This is a genomic window from Weissella ceti (assembly GCF_018394055.1).
Lineage (GTDB): Bacteria > Bacillota > Bacilli > Lactobacillales > Lactobacillaceae > Weissella > Weissella ceti.
Map to the genome: position 1 here is coordinate 516,177 of NZ_CP074441.1, position 18,763 is coordinate 534,939.

Consider the following 18,763-nt stretch of genomic DNA (forward strand, 5'->3'; position numbering starts at 1 on the left):
AACAGAAATAAAAACAAACAGTGTTGAGAGTGAATTCTTTCTATAATAAATAAGATATCTCAGGCATTGAAGGGAGACAAAACTATGAGTTTGGATTATCTAGCAATTGATATCGGTGGGACTAACCTTAAATACGGAATTGTTAATCGTGCGGGAACATTAATTGAAAAGCACACAACGCCAACTAATGAAGAAAGTTTAGATGCATTTGTTGCCCAATTAAAGGGTATTGCAGATGAATTTAAGGATCGTATCAAAGGAGTTGGAATCAGTGTCCCAGGTAAGGTCGATCAAAACGATGGTGGAACAATTCACGGTGGTGGAGTTTTGCAATTCCTTGATGAAGTGAATCTACCAAGACTGCTTGACCTAGACATCCCCGTCGCAGTTGAAAACGATGGAAAGTCAGCGGCATTAGCTGAACTTTGGCTAGGAACTTTGAATGGCGTTAAAGATGGCGCTGCCTTAGTACTTGGAACTGGTGTTGGTGGAGGTTTGATCATCAATGGTGAACTATATACGGGTGGTCATTTCCAAGCTGGTGAAGTAAGTCTAGGGTCTCAAAGTACGTCAATGACCACAGAATCATTGGTTGGCCGTATTGGGAGTGCGGTTATGATGGTTGAACGTGTGGCAACGGCGTTGGATCTACCTGACAAGCATGATGGTTTGGCCGTATTTGAAGCTATCAATGCGCATGATCCAGTGGCTTGGCCAATCTTTGAAGCTTACGCTGAGGAAATTGGTTTGATTATCCACAATATTCAAGCCATTATGGATTTGGATCGTTTCGTTATCGGTGGTGGTATTTCTGCCCAACCGATTGTGGTTGAAACAATCAATGAAGCGTACATGCGAATTTTCAATACACATTTCGCTATTCGTACGACACTAACACCACCAGAAATTTTGCCTAGTCGTTTTAAGAACGATGCCAATATGTATGGGGCGGTCTATCGTCTATTGTTAGAAGTGAATCAAGAAGTGTAAATTACTCGGGATCAAGCATAATGCTAATCAATCAATAAAGGAGCTTAACTATGACTTATCAAAAGCAAGTACCAACTGGTTTTCCATCTGATTTTCTATGGGGTGGTGCAACAGCGGCCAACCAAATTGAAGGTGGCTGGAATGTTGATGGCAAAGGAATTAGTACTGCGGAAGTAATTCCTAAAGCGGAAGGACGTAAGTCTAATCTAGGTAGTGTCACTTTGGAATCAATCCAAAAAGCGATTGAAGACCCAACTGATGAAAATTACCCTAAGCGTCGTGGAGTTGATTTCTATGATCGTTACGAAGAAGATATTGCGCTTTTGGCAGAACTTGGTTTGAAGGCATTCCGTTTCTCAATTGGTTGGGCACGTATCTTCCCGGAAGGGACAGAACTAGAACCTAACGAAGCCGGATTAGCTTTCTACGATCGCATTTTCGACTTGTTGGAAAAGTACAACATTGAACCAGTCGTGACTCTGTCTCACTACGAAATGCCAATTAACTTGACACTTAAGTACAATGGTTGGTTGAGTCGTGAAACAATCGAGCACTTCACACGCTTCAGTGAAACAGTCTTCAAGCGTTACCAAAACCGTGTGAAGTACTGGATGACCTTTAACGAAATTAACACAGCGCAATGGGGATTCCACACAACTGGGGCCGTAGATTCACACTTGTCACCAGATGAACAATTGCAAGTACGTTACCAATCAGTGCACCACCAATTTGTGGCGAGTGCGATTGCCGTCAAGCAAATTCACGCCTTGAACCCAGATGCACAAATCGGAATGATGTTGGCTCGTATGCAAACATACCCACTAACACCTAAGCCAGAAGATGTGCGTGCCGCCCAAAAGAGTGATCAATTGAACTTGTTCTTTGCAGATGTTCAAGTACGTGGAGAATACCCTAACTACATGAACCGTTACTTTGCAGAACACAATGTGAATATTGAATTCGCGCCAGAAGATGAAGCGCTATTGAAGGAAGGTAAGGTTGATTACCTAAGCTTTAGTTACTACAGCTCAAGTACAACGAGTGTGACTAAGGAAGACGTTACAGACGCTAATATGGCGGTTGCTGGGGTTAACTCATACTTGAAGGCATCTGAATGGGGATGGCAAATGGATCCGATCGGCTTGCGTGTCACTTTGAACATCTTGTGGGATCGTTATGAAGTGCCATTGTTTATCGTTGAAAACGGTTTGGGTGCCGTTGACGAATTAACTGACGACAAGCAAGTGCATGATGATTACCGTATTGACTACTTGCGTCAACACGTGCAACAAATGGAAGAAGCGATTAAGGATGGTGTTAACTTGATTGGATACACAATGTGGGCCCCAATCGACATCATTAGTTTCAGTACATCAGAAATGAGTAAGCGTTATGGTTTCATTTACGTTGATCAAGATGATGAAGGAAATGGAACGCTTGATCGTTACAAGAAGGATTCATACTTCTGGTACCAAAAGGTGATTGCCTCTAACGGAAAAGAAGTGTAAATTGGTATAGATAAAAAGTAAGCAAACTAAACGTCGTTAACTATTTTTTCGGATAGATTATTCTATCTGAAAAAGTTAACGGTGTTTTTTGGTTAAAAATATTACTTTTAGAATAAATTACTTTTAGTTAGGGGGTTGCGGAAAAACACTTTAAAATTTTAAAATACAAAAGCATGTTGATTTGTTTTTAACATAAAACAACTGTTTATTAACGTTTGTATATATCATTTAAATTTCTTGTGTTTTATTTTTTTAAAAACGTTTAAAAAAGTCGGGTCAAATCAGGAATTAATATGGTATATTTTTTTCTAACGATGTGACAACGCATCAAATACATAAAACACATAGTAGGTAGACATATGAAGATTAAAAAAATGATTATGTTGGCTGCGGTAGGGATGAGTTCTCTTGCTGCGCCAGTTAATGGTATAGCTAGTTCTCAAGTTGTTAGTACTGCTGATCAACGCATTGTAAAGAAGATTTCTTACACAACCCAAAACAATGCGGATGCTCGTAAGGATGAAAACGTTAAAATTCGCGTTGACTTCAGTGAAGACTTCCGTAACCACCAAATTAAGCCGGGTGATAAGCTGGTATTTACATTACCAACCCAGCTTAAGGGTGTTAATAAGACAATTCCGTTGGAACAAGACCAAAAAGGGATTTTTGGGTCTGTTGTGATTACGAATGGACAAGCTGTTCTTGAATTTAATGAAAAAGTGAAGGCGTACGATCACATTCATGGGTTCTTTGAAATTGGAACACGTGTTATTGCAGATATCACGCCAGGTTCAAGCGTACAAGTACCGATGAACTTAGGAACATCTGTACACGTACAAAGCTTGAAGATTACGAATCCGGTTGGAGGGGACAACCCGAATCCGCTTAGCTACAAGGTTGGAACGCAAGACATTGATGATCCAGAGCACATCAAGTGGTTCATTAATTTGAATTCAACCAATGCGCGTATCCAATCTGACATGGTCATTACTGACACTGTTGGTAAGGGACATAAGTTGGAAATGGATTTATTGCGATTCCACGATGGTCATTTCACAGAAAAGAATTACAAGCAAGCTGTTGTAGATGGTGATATGACAGTTGACTACATCAATGAAACTGGATTTAAGCTAACGATCAAGCAATCAAAGGCTGGTGGGACACTTAAGTACACCACTAAGATTGATGCTAACGCACATAAGCAAAAGGAAATGCCAAACTACTTTAAGGTTCAAGCTAACGCCGAAGGACACCGTGAAAGTGTTTGGGAAGGTAACCGCTCAGTGAAGAACATCCTAGCGCTTGAGGGTGGTATTGATGGTGATCAAGAAGAACACCACGCTACTGACGGTATACAAGATATGCCTGAAGAAAACGTTGATGATATTAAAGACGTTGAAGAAGGACATGTTAATGGATCAAACGTTAAGGATGAAACAAACAAGCTAGACAACACAAAACCACGTGTTGAAAACGGCGTTAACGTTCAAGAAGAAACATTGCCTGAAGAAAACGTTGAAGGCATCAAGGATATTGAAGAAGGTATCGTTACTGAGTCTGATATCCAAGACGAAACTCACAAGTCTGAAAAATTGCCATTGATTGAAAACAATGGTGACGTTATCGAAGAAATCACACCAGAAGAACAATTGGAAATCATCGAAGAAATTATTGAAGAACACACTGATGTGAACGAAATCGGAGATGAAACACATAAGGTCGAAGAATTACCATTGATTGAAAACAATGGTGAAGAAGTCGAAGAAGTCACGCCAGAAGAACAATTGGAAATCATTGAAGAAATTATCGAAGAACATACTGATGTGAACGAAATCAAAGATGAAACAAACAAGATTGAAGACAACACACCTTGGATTGAACATCACATTGATGTAATTGAAGAAGTTGTCCCTGTCGAAGAAGTCGAAATTATTGATCCAATGAAGCCAGCGCCAAAGCATAACGTAAAGCCAACACCAACACCAGATGTTAAGCCAATGCCAGCGCCGAAGCCTGACGTAAAGCCAACCCCGGCACCAAAGCAAGAGGTTAAGCCTACTCCAGAAAACAAGGTAGTAGATACTAAGAAGAAGTCTGAATTACCAAACACAGGATACAAGAACGATAACATTCTAATCTGGTTTGGATTAGTAGCACTACTTGCTGCAGCCGCTTGGTTGTTCAAGAAGTCAAAGACACGTAAGTAATATAAAGGACACCATTCACATATTGTGGGTGGTGTTTTTTCATGTCTTGACTGTAACTTGTTGTTTGATTGGCTTTTGTGTATGGTTAAATAAACGAAAGAAAAAGATGGAATATCGATGGAGGAGATGGGATGAAAAAGATTGATGGACATCTACATTTAGTACGTAGTATTGCAGGGTTTAACGCAAATGGTCGTTTAAATCCACTAGGAAAAGGACGTGCTGTATGGGATACCGGCGAAGAACTCCAATTGATTCCTGAAGGATATGGGGATGAGGCGTTTCTTGTGGAGGATGCAATCAAGTTAATGGCAACGGGTGGCGTTGAACGTGCTGTCTTGCTGCAAGGATCGTTAAATGGGTATCAGAATGCGTATACGTATCAGGTGACACAGTCCTACCCAGAGCGCTTCGTAGGGGCCTTTGCGATTGATCCATATACTCATAACGTTGAACAAATCGTTAAGCATCACGTTGAAGATCTAGGTTTTCGTATCATGAAGTTAGAGATGAGTGAGGGTGGTGGGTTACAAGGTTATCATGAAGCTTTCAATCTAGCAGAAATGTCAGTTCTCCAAAATGTGTTTGCGTATTTAGCAACTTATGAGGGCGTAACGGTGGTTGTGGATTATGGGGATGGTGATCAAACAAGCCATCAACCAGAAAGCATCGTTAAATTAGCGGAACTTTATCCAAAGATGACATTTGTGGTGGCACATTTATCGTTTCCACATGTCGACCAATTAGAGGAATTACAAGAAACGTTGGAGTTGTTTAAGCCATTTAACAATATTTATTTAGATTTATCTGCTATTCAAGACATCGATGATGATACTGAGTATCCATTTCCAAAATCGCAAAAAGTTGTTCAATTAGCCGTCGATATTGTGGGTTCTGAAAAGTTGATATGGGGTTCTGATGCACCATTATCAGCCACTTTTAACCCATATGAATCCTTAGCAAATTGGTTAGAAGATAGTGGACTTTTTACAAAAAAACAATTAGAAGATATGTATTTCAACACTGCTGAAACAGTATATTTTAAGCGTTAATGGATGTGTATATAAATAAACGACTATTCATTTACCATATTGTTGAAATCGGTTCCAACGTGATTGGAATAGCATTATAAGTATACCAATGACTTTTGAGATATGGTTCACAATATGGTATTATGGAAGAAAGATAAAAGACATTGGGTAGGACCGGAAAGAGGTTGGACATGGCAGTAAAGTTAGATAATGGTAGTATTGTTGTCACGATTTCTGAACAAGGCGCAGAATTGCAAAGCGTCAAGAATAAAGAAAGTGGCTTAGAATATATGTGGGAAGGTGACCCAGCTATTTGGGGACGTCACGCACCTAATCTATTTCCAATCGTTGGTCGTTTAAAGGGAGATCGATACAAGTACCGTGATAAGACATATTTTATGACTCAACACGGATTTGCTCGTGACAACGAATTCGATTTAGTTGAAAAAACAGCATCTACGGCACGTTTCCGTTTGACAGATAGTGAAGAAACACGTGCTATTTATCCATTCCGTTTTCAGTTTGACGTATTATATCGTTTGACAGAACAAGATACATTGGGAATTGTATACATTGTGACAAACATTGACCGTCATGATATTTTCTTCTCTGTCGGTGGGCACCCTGCGTTCCGTGTTCCTTTGAGTGTTGAAGGGGCTGAAGAAACTGCCGAAGATACATCAGATAGTTTCTCAGATTACTACATTAACGTTGATCCTCGTCGCACTTACCAACAAGCTAAGTTGGTAGGTCCACACTTGGATAACAACATTGAAGGGTACTTTGATGCGAACATCCCCATGCGTTTACGTCGTGATGACTTTAAGGATGATGCAATTATCTTGCGCTTAGATGAAAACCCAACTTCTGTGGTTCTTTCAAAGCGTACAGAATCACATGGAGTCACAATGCACCTACAAAACGCGAAGTATGTTGGACTTTGGACACCATATGCGAAAGATGCACCATTCGTATGTATCGAACCATGGTGGGGAATTGCGGATACAGTAGACGCAGATGGTGATTTGACACACAAGTTTGCGATTAACAAGCTTGCGCCAGCGCAAACATTTACAGGATCATATTCACTAACATTCTTCTAAATCTTTATATGTACAGAAATGTAGTATTAGACGTACGTAGCATTAGAGTATGGATATTGATGTATGTTTAAGAGTATGTAATTTCAAAATTAAATCAAATAATATAGCACTCAAACCTGATTCTCGCGGGTTTGAGTGCTTTTTTGTATGGGTGCATATATTTAAAATATTGAATGTGTTTTTTGTGTGTTTGAAGATAAAAGAAAAAACTTACCAGAAATAGATGAAATCTAAGTCTGATAAGTTAATGAAGTGACAATATGACGTTAATTAAACGTCTTTTAAGTGCTTTTTTAACGTAATTCCAACACCAATGGCAATTAACACCATTAGAATGCTGAATAATGGTGTGGCTGATAGACCAATGCTTGAAGACACTAAGCCACCAATTGTTGAACCAGATGCAATCCCGATGTTAAAGGCTGAAATGTTCAATGAAGCAGCAAGGGTCATATCTTCAGGGACGAGTTTATTTGCTTGATCCATAACCATTAATTGTAGACCAGGCACTGTCATGAAGGCGAATAGGCCCATTAGAAGTACTGCAACTAATCCTAACCAATGCATGCTTTGCACGAGCCATAAGATGGCCATCACACCAACGAGCCCAATCAAGATACGAATTAGAACTGTTAAAGTGTCATTGTTTGCCCACTTACCACCAAGTGTGTTGCCAATCGCGACCATAATACCGTAAACAACGAGGATAATCACAATCGCAGACATTGACCAACCCATTTGGGTATTCAAAAGAGGCGTTAGATAAGTGTAAACCACAAAGGGGGCACCATAACCAAAAATAGTCATTAATAAGACTGAACGAATAGCAGGTTGTTTAAGGACACGCATAAGCCCCTTTGGATCTGCCTTACCTGGAATAGGAAGTGACTTTGGAATTAAGAACGCATTCGCAATCAAACCAATCAAGCCAATAATGGTAATAAAGATAAATGACCATTGCCAACTAGTTTGTTGACCAATAAAAGTACCAAGTGGCACACCAGTCACGGTTGCGACCGTTAGACCAGTAAACATAATTGCAATAGCACTCGCACGACGATGTTCAGGTACAACTGCGGCCGCAATTAATGATGAGACTGACATGAAGAGCCCATGCGCTAATGACGCGATGAAACGACCAACTAATAAGATCATGAAGGTAGGTGCAAAGGCCGTCACAATATTCCCAAGAATAAAAATGGTCATTGTCAAAATCATTAAGGTACGACGATTAAGTGTCCCGGTTAGTAACGTTAGTAAAGGCGCGCCAATCACGATACCAATTGCGTATAACGATACCGTTAAACCAGCTTGTGATAATGTGATGTTAAAATCTTGTATCAGCATCGGAATTAAACCGACACTAATGAATTCAGTTGAGCCAATCGCAAATGCGCTAATGGCTAAAGCTAACAAGGTAAGGTTAGCCCGTTTATTTGATAAAGCAGTCATGATGTTCTCCAATCAATTGATAAATTACTTTCATTTTATAAGTGTGGGTTACTGAATGTCTAGTAGGTACTTTGACGAAACATAGGCACCAAAAAGTAACTATGAACTTGTATATCACCTATGAACTTGTTTATCACTTATCTAATCTAACTCATGATTTTGGATAGGAAGATGCGTTATGACTTAAACCCGTGGACATAATAAAAACGCCTCATCGCAAGTGACAAGACGTTTTAAGATTTTATTCATAAGTGAGCAACACAATCAATGTGTTTGGGGATGCTAACAAATGAATCATGCAATTGTAGGTGTTAATTGACGTGCTTACTTCTTTGATGCCCAGTAGACTAAACCAAAGGGCACTTTGCTTTCTGTACCGTGTAGAATACGCTTAATGTTTTCACGGTGACGGTAGAAGACAAAGATTGTTAGTAGTAGGGCAATGATAAATAGGACCCAGTCACCAACAATCGCTGACGCAACTGTGACGATTGCGAAACCAGCCATTGAAGCAATTGATACGGTACTTGTTAGGAAGATACCTGATACGAAGATCAAGCACGCAAACCAGAACATTCCAGGGTTATACATTAGTAGTACACCAACTGATGTCGCCACCGCCTTACCACCCTTGAAGTTAATCCAGAATGAGTAAGTGTGTCCTAGGATAGCTCCTAGTCCAACTGCGAAGAACCACCAAGTTTCCCCAGCGGGTAGTGGGCCCCAGATCAATGCCATTGTGGCACCAGCGCTTCCTTTAAGAATATCTAGAATCATTACTGATGTACCAGCCAAAGGACCTAGATTACGGAATGTATTTGTCGTACCAATATTACCTGAACCCATTTGAAGCAGATTCTTCTTGAAGAATACGCGACCAATCCAATAGCCAACAGGTGTGGCACCAATAATATAAGCTAAAACAAAACTAATTAAAAAATGAATGATAGTCATTCTAAACTCCTTTTGACGTTTACACGTTTTTAACTCAGTGCCTTCATTTTAGCATGACTTAGCAGTTTAGCGCGTTTTTATTTGTGTAAATGTTGGTTTGTTCTTGCCCACCTTTCAACATTAGGCTAATATGTAACTTGAATGTTGAAAAATTTCGACACTAGTTATCAGTAAAAGGGGAACGTCCATGACAAACAAAAACACTTATTCGGATGATTCCATAACAGTCCTTGAGGGACTTGAAGCGGTGCGTAAGCGCCCGGGGATGTATATTGGGTCAACTGATGGGAAAGGACTACATCATTTAGTCTACGAAATTTTTGACAATGCGGTCGATGAAGCGTTGGCAGGATTTGGTAACGAAATCAACGTCACGATTCATGCGGACAATAGCATCACCGTTGTGGACCATGGGCGCGGGATGCCAGTGGGAATGCACGCATCTGGTAAGCCAACACCAGAAGTTATTTTGACGGTGTTGCACGCTGGAGGTAAGTTTGGACAAGGTGGCTACAAGACGTCTGGTGGATTGCACGGAGTGGGTTCATCAGTCGTTAACGCGCTATCTGAAAGCTTAACAGTGACGATTATTCGTGACGGTGTAAAGTACCAAGAACACTTCATTAATGGTGGACACCCAGATGGGACACTTGAAAACTTAGGCAAGACTAAGGCCGGTAATGGAACAACCATTACATTTAAGCCAGATCCAACTATCTTTTCAACAACTATTTACAATTTCAACACACTTGCTGAACGCCTACGCGAATCAGCCTTTCTATTGCGTGACGTAAAAATTACGCTAACCGACGAACGTGCCGGTCAAGAACAAGAAGAAGTGTATCACTATCCAGAAGGAATCCGTGCGTTCGTTTCTTACTTAAACGAAGAAAAAGATACACTTGGGGATGTTATGTACTTTGATGGGACTGACAAGGGCGTTGAAGTCGAAGTAGCTGCGCAATACAATGACGGTTACTCAGAAACAATGATGTCATTCGTTAACAATGTGCGTACACCAGATGGTGGAACCCATGAAGCGGGATTGCGTTCTGCATGGACGAAGGCCTTTAACGAATATGCCCGTAAGGTGAACTTGTTGAAGGAAAAGGATAAGAACCTAGAAGGAACTGATGTTCGTGAAGGTCTATCTGCCGTTGTTTCTTTGCGTATCCCAGAAGACCTTCTACAGTTCGAAGGGCAAACTAAGGATAAGCTAGGGACACCTGAAGCGCGTTCAATCGTTGATGGTGTTGTGGCAGAACAACTTGGTTTCTATTTGATGGAAAACGGGGAATTCTCACAAAACCTAATTCGTAAGGCGATTCGTGCGCGTGAAGCGCGTGAAGCAGCCCGTAAAGCCCGTGAAGAGTCACGTAATGGTAAGAAGAAGGGTAAGCGTGATCAACTCCTTTCAGGTAAGTTGACACCAGCCCAATCAAAGAATGCCAAGAAGAACGAATTGTTCCTAGTCGAAGGAGACTCAGCCGGTGGGTCTGCCAAGCAAGGTCGTGACCGTAAGTTCCAAGCTATCTTGCCATTGCGTGGTAAGGTCTTGAACACTGAAAAGGCTAAGTTGGCTGATATCATGAAGAACGAAGAAATCTCTACAATCATCTACACAATTGGTGGTGGTGCCGGAGCCGACTTCAACATCGAAGATATCAACTACGACAAGATCATTATTATGACCGACGCGGACGATGACGGAGCACACATCCAAATCTTGTTGCTAACATTCTTTTACAAGTACATGCGTCCACTGATTGAAGCCGGTAAGGTATATATCGCTCTACCACCTTTGTATATGCTACGTGGTAAGGGAACTGGTAAGAAGAGTCAAGTTGAATACGCTTGGACAGACCGTGAACTAGAACAAGTGAGCGATAAGATGGGGCGTGGCTACACATTGCAACGCTTTAAGGGACTTGGTGAAATGAATGCGGACCAACTTTGGGCCACAACAATGGATCCAGACCACCGTACATTGATTCGTGTCATGATCGATGACGCCATGGTCGCTGAAAAGCGCGTGACGACATTGATGGGTGATAAGGTTGAACCACGTCGTAAGTGGATTGAAAACAACGTTGCCTTTACATTAGGGGATGAAACTGATTCATTGCTAAATGATGCAACACATGAAGGAACAGGCGAAGAAGTGGCCATGCCATTAGACTTACCTGGTCTAGATGACGATAAGGGGGATGCAGATGCCTGATTCAAGTCATATTGAAGAGCTTAGTCTTGAAACTGTCATGGGTGACCGTTTTGGTCGTTACTCAAAGTACATTATTCAAGAACGTGCGTTGCCAGATATCCGTGATGGATTGAAGCCCGTACAACGTCGTATCTTGTTTGCGATGCATAAAGATGGAAATACGTTTGATAAGCAATTCCGTAAGTCAGCTAAGTCCGTTGGTAACGTAATGGGTAACTTCCACCCGCACGGTGATTCATCAATCTATGAAGCCATGGTGCGTATGTCACAAGACTGGAAGCTACGTGCACCATTAATCGAAATGCACGGAAACAATGGATCAATTGATAATGATCCGCCAGCTGCGATGCGTTATACCGAAGCACGTTTGTCAAAGCTTGCTGGGGAAATGCTACGCGACCTAGATAAAGAAACTGTCGACATGGTTTTGAACTTTGACGACACTGAATACGAACCAACTGTGCTTCCTGCTCATTTCCCAAACCTATTGGTGAATGGAGCAACAGGTATCTCTGCTGGTTATGCAACTGAAATTCCACCACATAACTTGGGTGAAGTGATTGATGCCTTGGTACACTTACTAAGTCATCCAAATGCACCGTTGGCAGACTTAATGGGCTACATTAAGGGGCCTGACTTTCCAACTGGTGGAATTATTCAAGGGTTAGACGGAATTAAGTCTGCTTATGAAGATGGTCGTGGTCGTATTATCGTGCGTTCACGTACTGAAGTGAAGCCACTTAAGGGTGGAAAGTCACAAATTGAAGTGACAGAAATTCCTTACGAAGTGAACAAAGCATCACTTGTTAAGAAGTTGGACGAAATCCGTTTGAACAAGGATGTGGCCGGAATTACCGAAGTGCGTGACGAATCTGACCGTGAAGGTCTATCAATCGTGATCGAACTTGGCAAGGAAGCCAACGTCGAAGGTATCCTAACATACCTATTCAAGAAGACTGACTTGCAAATTGCTTATAACTTCAACATGGTGGCGATTCACAACCAACGTCCTGAACGTGTCGGTTTGAAGCAAGCCTTAGCCGCTTTCTTGGAACACCAAGTTGAAATCATTACCAAGCGTACTGAATTCGACTTGAATAAGGCGTTGAACCGTCAACACATCGTAACTGGTTTGATTAAGATGATGTCTATCTTGGATCAAGTTATCGCCGCAATTCGTGCCTCAAAGGACCGAAAGGATGCGAAGGCTAACTTGGTACAAATGTTTGACTTCACTGAAGTACAAGCCGAAGCAATCGTGACGATGCAATTGTACCGTTTGACAAATACCGACGTTACCCAACTTGAAGCTGAAAATGCGGAACTAAGTGCCAAGATCGAGCACTTTAACCTGGTCCTTTCAGAGCCAAAGGAATTACGCAAGGTTTTGCGTGATGAACTGAAGGCCATCAAGAAGGAATACGCAACACCACGTTTGTCTACGATTCAAGCTGAAGTTGAAGAATTAAAGATTGACCAAAACGTAACTGTTGTGACTGAAGATGTCATGCTATTGGTATCTAAGGCAGGTTATGTGAAGCGTTCATCAATTCGTTCATACAATGCGTCGGGGGATGATAATGGTTTGCGTGAAGATGACGATGCTGTCTTCTTGCAAGAAGTTAACACACTGCAACATGTCTTCATGTTGACGGATCGTGGAAATGTGATTTATCGCCCAGTTCATGAAATTGCAGAAATGCGATGGAAGGAACCAGGAGAACACTTGTCACAAACAATTACAAGTTTGAATCCGGATGAACTAATCATTGATGTTAAAGTGGTAACGGATGTTGATAAGTTAGCTGGTGAGTGGCTAGTTGCAACTCGTAGTGGTTTGATTAAGCGGACACAATTTGCTGATTTGGCCCCACGTAGTAACTACCGCAAGAAGGCAACGCCATTCATTAAGCTAAAGACTGAAGATGACTTAGTTGTTGGTTTGCAATGGTTTATGCCTGAAGAACACATTGGCTCAACGGTGCTTTTGACATCATATCAAGGTAATGGTTTGCGCTACGATGTCAGTGAAGTCCCAACTACTGGGGCACGCACGGCTGGTGTTAAGGCTATGAGCATTGATCTTGAAGATGATTACATCACTGGTATGGGAGTTGCTGATAAGGGTGATGACCAAGCCTTAGCGTTGGTCACTAACCGTGGTGCCTTTAAGTGGATGGCGCTTTCAGAAATTCCAACAACTAGTCGTGCTCGTAAGGGAGTTGCGATTATGCGTGAATTGAAGAAGGAACCACATCGTGTGGTTGCCTCTGCAGTTTTGGATCAAAAAGCGCCAACACCATTAGATGTATTAACAGATAAAGATAAGATGTTTACAATTAATCCACTAGATCATCCATTGAACCAACGTTATAGTAACGGAAGTTTTGTGATTGATGCGGCTGTAGATGGTGCACCAATTGCGATGGAAAAGATGGTTAGTGTGCCTGTTTTAAAGGCTTAAAAGTAAAATAAATCGCTTAAAGACTTTGATTTCTTATGAAATCAAAGTCTTTTTTTGAAATTTCAACATTTTCATAAAAACAATGTGATATTACAGTGATAGCATATGTGCTACAATTAAGTCATGGAAGAGAAGAAATACAATGGTTTAATATCACTACGTTTAGACAAAGACTTACACAAGCGTGTAGCTGAAGCTGCCGAGGCCGATGATCGAAGTGTTAATAACTATATTTCATTGGCCTTGGAACGCCAATTGACACCAAAAGCTGTTGCTAAAGAATCATTTGAACAACGTCAATTCGTTGGTCGTACGATCCCAGGCGATCGAATTACACCAGAAAACGGATTAGTGTTGGTAGATGGGATTTATTACCGTTATTTGATTGATGGTAATGGAGAAGCTGACACAACACATGACTATGTGATTATTGAGGCGAATGGGAACATCTTAGTCTTACGTGAAATGTAGTTCAGAGAGGAGTTTTGTATGGCACTTTTAGACATATTAACAACGTTAATTGAAGATCTCGATTTTGAAGGTGAAGATGAATTTACAGAGCAACCTAAGCAATCTGTTAATCATGCACAGCAAACACGTTCAATGACGCCACCGCCTTCACGTGTGAATGATAATCACCGTGGGGCTGTCCAACCAGGGACAGCGTCTTACATAGCCAAAGATGGTGGCTTTGGCCAGAATAAAAACGCTAAGAAACAATACAAGCGTCTACAAAAAGGAGTCACACGTGGTCCGGGGAAGAATCGTCAGGATAACCTACGAATTGTCGACCAGTTGAAGCCATGGCTAACGGATGGTGTATCTAAGCCATAAGACGTGGACTTGTTATTAAATATTGAGTAGTTAAAAGAAAAGAGGAATTAAGATGCCATTAGGAATTGCAATCGTACCCCAAAATAATGTTGGTCTTCGTGAAACACTAGGTCGTTACACAACAACAGTTGATTCAGGTTTGAAGTTTTACATCCCAATTTTCCAAAAGATTAAGAACGTTAGTTTGGCGATGGAACCATTGCGTTTGCCAAATTACTCAGTGATTACAAAGGACAATGCGGACGTTTCAGCCAGTGTTACTTTGAACTATCACGTCACAGATGCTGTTAAGTACATGTATGAAAACACGGATTCAGTTGAATCAATGGCTCAATTAGTACGTGGACACTTGCGTGACATTATTGGACGTATGGACTTGAACGAATCATTGGGTTCAACAGCCAAGATTAACCAAGAATTGAGCATCGCCATTGGAGATTTGACGAACACTTACGGAATCAACGTTGATCGTATTAACATTGATGAATTGACACCATCACGTGCCATTCAAGAAGCCATGGATAAGCAATTGACTGCGGACCGTGAACGTGTTGCGGCAATTGCGGCAGCCGAAGGGCAAGCCCGTTCAATTGATTTGACAACAAAGGCGAAGAACGATGCGTTGATTTCAACTGCGCAAGCGGAAGCGAACGCGACAAAGACACGTGCCGACGCTGAATTGTACCGAATCGAAAAGGTCCAAGATGCCTTGAACAATGCTGACGATCGTTACTTCCAAAACCAATCAATTAATGCATTTATTGAATTGGGTAAGAACCCAGCCAATACAATTGTTGTGCCAAGCGAAAAGGTTGGTGAATTTGGACAATTGCCAGTGGTTGGTAAGTTGCTTGAAGAAGGTATGAAGAAGTAATAAATCCTTGAAAAGTCCTGTTGATACAGGGCTTTTTTCTTATGAAAGCGTTGAACTATTAGATAGATAAGCTATACTATTAGTTAGACACAATAAATGAATTGGAGAAACATGATTATGGCAAACATGCTTGTTTTCGGACACAAGAATCCTGACACAGATACTGTTGCATCAGCAATGGCTGCGTCATACTTGATCAACCACATCTACCACCTAGATTCAGAAGCAGTTGCTTTGGGAACACCAAACGCTGAAACTGAATTTGCTTTGAACCACTTTGGTTTGGATGCACTTCGCGTTATTGATAACGCAGATACAGAAGAAGTATGGTTGGTTGACCACAATGAAACTGCACAATCAGTTGATAACTTGGCTGATGTAACAGTTAGTGGAATCTTTGACCACCACAAGATTAACTTCCAATCAGCTGCTCCAATGTGGTTGATCAACAAGCCTTTGGGATCAGTAGCAACTGTATTGTTCTACGAATACCAAAACGCTAAGTTGGACATTCCTGCTAACTTGGCTGGTATGATGGCTTCTGCGATCATTTCAGACACATTGTTGCTAAAGAGCCCAACAACAACTCCAATGGACAAGCCTGCGCTTGAAGCATTGGCAGAAATTGCTGGAATCGCTGATTACGAAGCATACGGACTAGAATTGTTGAAGGCTGGAACAGACCTTTCATCACGTTCTGCAAAGGACTTGATTGATGGAGACGCAAAGTCATTCGACATGAACGGTCAAACTGTTCGTATCGGACAAGTAAACACAGTTGACGTTGAAGAAGTCTTTGCACGTCGTGATGAAATCGTTGCGGCAATGACTGAAGAAATGACTGCTGACAACTACGACACATTCATCTTGGTTGTAACAAACATTCTTGACTCAGATTCAGATATCTTGGTCTTGGGTGAAAACTTGGCAACTGTTGAAGGGGCCTTTAACACAACTTTGACAGACGGACGCGCATCATTGCCTGGTGTTGTATCACGTAAGAAGCAAGTTGTACCACCATTGACTGACGCTTTTAACGCGTAAGCCTAAATGAAAGACAAAGTCTTGATTCAGTTAATGCTGATTCAAGGCTTTTCTTTTTGTAACATAATGATTGAGGAGTGGGGTATGACGTTACTTGAACAATATTGGAATACGCCATATATTAGCGATGAAATTGACTGGCCAATGATAGATATTGAGTTTGCTGCCAACATTTCACCGTTCAAAGCACATAATACAGATACGTACAATGAAGAGATGTTTATACAAGCTACCTTACAAATGACAGAGCGATTCCAGAGCTTATTTCCTGAGGATACTGAGGTAGAAATAATCTTTAATATCCAACTAAACGAAGGGTATGACAGTTTAAATCGTGTTTTACAAGCAATGAACGTATTTGGTCCCGCTAAGCATAGTGTTTCTTATACAGAGAGATTTGCAGATCCGGTAGCAAATCAAGATATGGAAGCGGAATCAAAACAATTCTTTTTCGATAGTCATGTGGAGACTATTTTAGCTTCAGATATTTTTAAAGCGATTGCGAACAAGGATTTTCCGGATCGGTTACCGCAATTGTTTTCAAAAGAAATCGGCGAAGACTGGCAGGTGTACTTTGTTACGGCTGAGTTGATTTATTTCCCGTATGATGATCGTGGAGCAAACGTTATTTTTAAATCAATTGAAAAAAGAAATCGATATATTGCTGAAAATCCGGATGTTTTTATGGTGTAAGCGCTTGCTATATTTATTTTAGTCAGGTTAAAATAAATATATTGGGAGGACTTACGTATGGATAATAAAATGAGAGCTAAAATGACAGCCGTTATTATCGCAACTTTGATTGCGACGGCAGTATTTTTTCTGATAAAACCTAATTTGAATCGTTCAACCCATGAAGAACCAACCCAGGTCTTGCTTGAGAGTCCCATTGATGAGACAACAGCACAAGAGAAAGAAATGATATCTAGTGTGCAAGACGACAAAGATTAAGTTATTGTGCAATAAACTCTTTGAATGCTATAAATAGTGTTTGAAGGGTTTTCTTTTGTGAATAGCGTACTAAATAGGTGTCAATATATGAGAGAAAACGAATGGGAGTGCAAGTAAATGACATTTAAGCGAGCCTTTATCATTGGTTTTTCAGCCAGTTTAGTATCAAGTTTAACCGCTTGGGGCATAGGTGATTCACTCACTCGTGGTTGGAAAGCAGTTTGTTGCGCTGGAATTGGTGCATTATTTGGATTTGCACTAGATAAATTTTTATCCGGTGTGTTTAGTTCGTAAGCCTGAAAGAACATTCGCAGCATTCTTTTGAATACATAATAAAAACCACCAGGACCTTAGTTCTGGTGGTTTTTGTTTATTTAATTTGTTTTACGTAACTCGCTACGACATGTATTTAAATCTAATCGTTTAGATTGAAGAGGAACGCTTCAACTTTCGCAGCTGCGTTAATATCACCAATAAAGTAAATTTTGTCACCAGGCTCTAAGGTTGCGTAGGGGCCAGGTGAGATTGTTAATTGTTCATGGCGTAGAATCCCAACTAGGGTTGTTCCAGTCATGTACCAAAAGTTTAATTCACTTAAACTCTTACCGTAAGCGTCTGAAGGTTCAATCAGATCCAATTCAAAAGGCGTAAGTGGATTTTTATGTTGGAAAGACTGAGATTGGTTAAAGAACTTTGTCAAACTATCTTGCATACTACGTAATGTTGCTTGTTGTTCTGTAATTTGGTTCATCAAATCTGTTTTCAAATCAGTCAAAGTGTTTTTATCATCTTCTGCGCTAATAAAGTCGACTGCTTTTTCATACGATGTAATCACAGTACCGCTACCTTGACGTGTCTCAACGATTCCAACGTCCATTAAGACGTTAATCGCACGTCGAGCGGTTTCAGGAGAGACGTTATATTTAATGGCCACAGTAGAACGGGCCTGGACTTTATCACCAATATTTAAATTTTTGTCCACGATATCATGTGCAATATTGATTGCAATTTGGCGGTATCGAGGTGTTTGTTTAACTAATGCCATATGCAACTCACTTTCTTTTTCTTACATATATGTATTAACTAAATTATACGGCGGAAATTAAGTTGTGCAAGACCTAAAAATTGAA

17 protein-coding genes are annotated in these 18,763 nt (G+C 40.8%); 14 read left to right on the top strand and 3 right to left on the bottom strand.

Features of this window, described 5'->3' with window-relative positions; genetic code table 11:
* Window positions 1–84: 84 nt before the first annotated feature.
* The 5 genes from KHQ31_RS02625 to KHQ31_RS02645 all read left to right on the top strand — a co-directional run bounded on the left by KHQ31_RS02625 (window position 85) and on the right by KHQ31_RS02645 (window position 6,839).
* On the top strand, window positions 85–990 hold the full coding sequence (locus KHQ31_RS02625) for an ROK family protein (protein ID WP_213409441.1): 906 nt from the start codon (window positions 85–87) through the stop codon (window positions 988–990).
* A gap of 50 nt (window positions 991–1,040) precedes the next feature.
* Entirely contained in the window at window positions 1,041–2,498 is a 1,458-nt protein-coding gene (locus tag KHQ31_RS02630) for a glycoside hydrolase family 1 protein (protein WP_213409442.1), read from the top strand.
* Between the two features lie 359 nt (window positions 2,499–2,857).
* Complete coding sequence (locus KHQ31_RS02635) at window positions 2,858–4,705, top strand: collagen binding domain-containing protein (protein ID WP_213409443.1); 1,848 nt, start codon at window positions 2,858–2,860, stop codon at window positions 4,703–4,705.
* A 131-nt stretch (window positions 4,706–4,836) separates the two neighbouring features.
* On the top strand, window positions 4,837–5,757 hold the full coding sequence (locus KHQ31_RS02640; protein WP_213409444.1) for an amidohydrolase family protein: 921 nt from the start codon (window positions 4,837–4,839) through the stop codon (window positions 5,755–5,757).
* 170 nt (window positions 5,758–5,927) lie between these two features.
* Complete coding sequence (locus KHQ31_RS02645; protein WP_213409445.1) at window positions 5,928–6,839, top strand: aldose 1-epimerase family protein; 912 nt, start codon at window positions 5,928–5,930, stop codon at window positions 6,837–6,839.
* Between the two features lie 270 nt (window positions 6,840–7,109).
* Here KHQ31_RS02645 and KHQ31_RS02650 read toward each other — a convergent pair whose 3' ends face one another.
* A complete protein-coding gene (locus KHQ31_RS02650; protein ID WP_213409446.1) occupies window positions 7,110–8,291 on the bottom strand; it encodes an MFS transporter in 1,182 nt (393 codons plus the stop codon).
* Window positions 8,292–8,615: 324 nt separating this feature from the next.
* Complete coding sequence (gene plsY / locus KHQ31_RS02655) at window positions 8,616–9,245, bottom strand: glycerol-3-phosphate 1-O-acyltransferase PlsY (protein ID WP_213409447.1); 630 nt, start codon at window positions 9,243–9,245, stop codon at window positions 8,616–8,618.
* 187 nt (window positions 9,246–9,432) lie between these two features.
* Between plsY and parE the strand changes: the two genes are divergently transcribed.
* The 9 genes from parE to KHQ31_RS02700 all read left to right on the top strand — a co-directional run bounded on the left by parE (window position 9,433) and on the right by KHQ31_RS02700 (window position 17,927).
* Complete coding sequence (parE, locus tag KHQ31_RS02660) at window positions 9,433–11,466, top strand: DNA topoisomerase IV subunit B (protein ID WP_213409448.1); 2,034 nt, start codon at window positions 9,433–9,435, stop codon at window positions 11,464–11,466.
* Window positions 11,459–13,930, top strand: a complete 2,472-nt coding sequence (parC, locus tag KHQ31_RS02665; protein ID WP_213409449.1) for a DNA topoisomerase IV subunit A — start codon at window positions 11,459–11,461, stop codon at window positions 13,928–13,930. The genes parE and parC overlap by 8 nt, the downstream gene beginning before the upstream one ends.
* A gap of 123 nt (window positions 13,931–14,053) precedes the next feature.
* On the top strand, window positions 14,054–14,401 hold the full coding sequence (locus KHQ31_RS02670; RefSeq protein ID WP_213409450.1) for a toxin-antitoxin system HicB family antitoxin: 348 nt from the start codon (window positions 14,054–14,056) through the stop codon (window positions 14,399–14,401).
* 18 nt (window positions 14,402–14,419) lie between these two features.
* Window positions 14,420–14,764, top strand: a complete 345-nt coding sequence (locus KHQ31_RS02675; RefSeq protein WP_213409451.1) for a hypothetical protein — start codon at window positions 14,420–14,422, stop codon at window positions 14,762–14,764.
* Between the two features lie 52 nt (window positions 14,765–14,816).
* Window positions 14,817–15,638, top strand: coding sequence for an SPFH domain-containing protein (locus KHQ31_RS02680; RefSeq protein ID WP_213409452.1), 822 nt, complete (start codon window positions 14,817–14,819; stop codon window positions 15,636–15,638).
* 117 nt (window positions 15,639–15,755) lie between these two features.
* Entirely contained in the window at window positions 15,756–16,682 is a 927-nt protein-coding gene (locus KHQ31_RS02685) for a manganese-dependent inorganic pyrophosphatase (RefSeq protein ID WP_213409453.1), read from the top strand.
* Between the two features lie 84 nt (window positions 16,683–16,766).
* Entirely contained in the window at window positions 16,767–17,375 is a 609-nt protein-coding gene (locus KHQ31_RS02690) for a DUF3885 domain-containing protein (RefSeq protein WP_213409454.1), read from the top strand.
* A gap of 57 nt (window positions 17,376–17,432) precedes the next feature.
* Window positions 17,433–17,633 (top strand): hypothetical protein, encoded by a 201-nt coding sequence (locus KHQ31_RS02695; protein ID WP_213409455.1) that lies wholly within the window; start codon window positions 17,433–17,435, stop codon window positions 17,631–17,633.
* A gap of 117 nt (window positions 17,634–17,750) precedes the next feature.
* The gene (locus KHQ31_RS02700; RefSeq protein WP_213409456.1) at window positions 17,751–17,927 is read left to right on the top strand and encodes a hypothetical protein; all 177 of its coding nucleotides are present in this window, start codon (window positions 17,751–17,753) and stop codon (window positions 17,925–17,927) included.
* A gap of 121 nt (window positions 17,928–18,048) precedes the next feature.
* Here the strand turns inward: KHQ31_RS02700 and KHQ31_RS02705 are convergent, their stop codons facing one another.
* Window positions 18,049–18,678: a TrkA C-terminal domain-containing protein gene (locus tag KHQ31_RS02705; RefSeq protein WP_213409457.1), complete on the bottom strand. Its 630-nt coding sequence runs from the start codon at window positions 18,676–18,678 to the stop codon at window positions 18,049–18,051.
* Window positions 18,679–18,763: the final 85 nt, after the last annotated feature.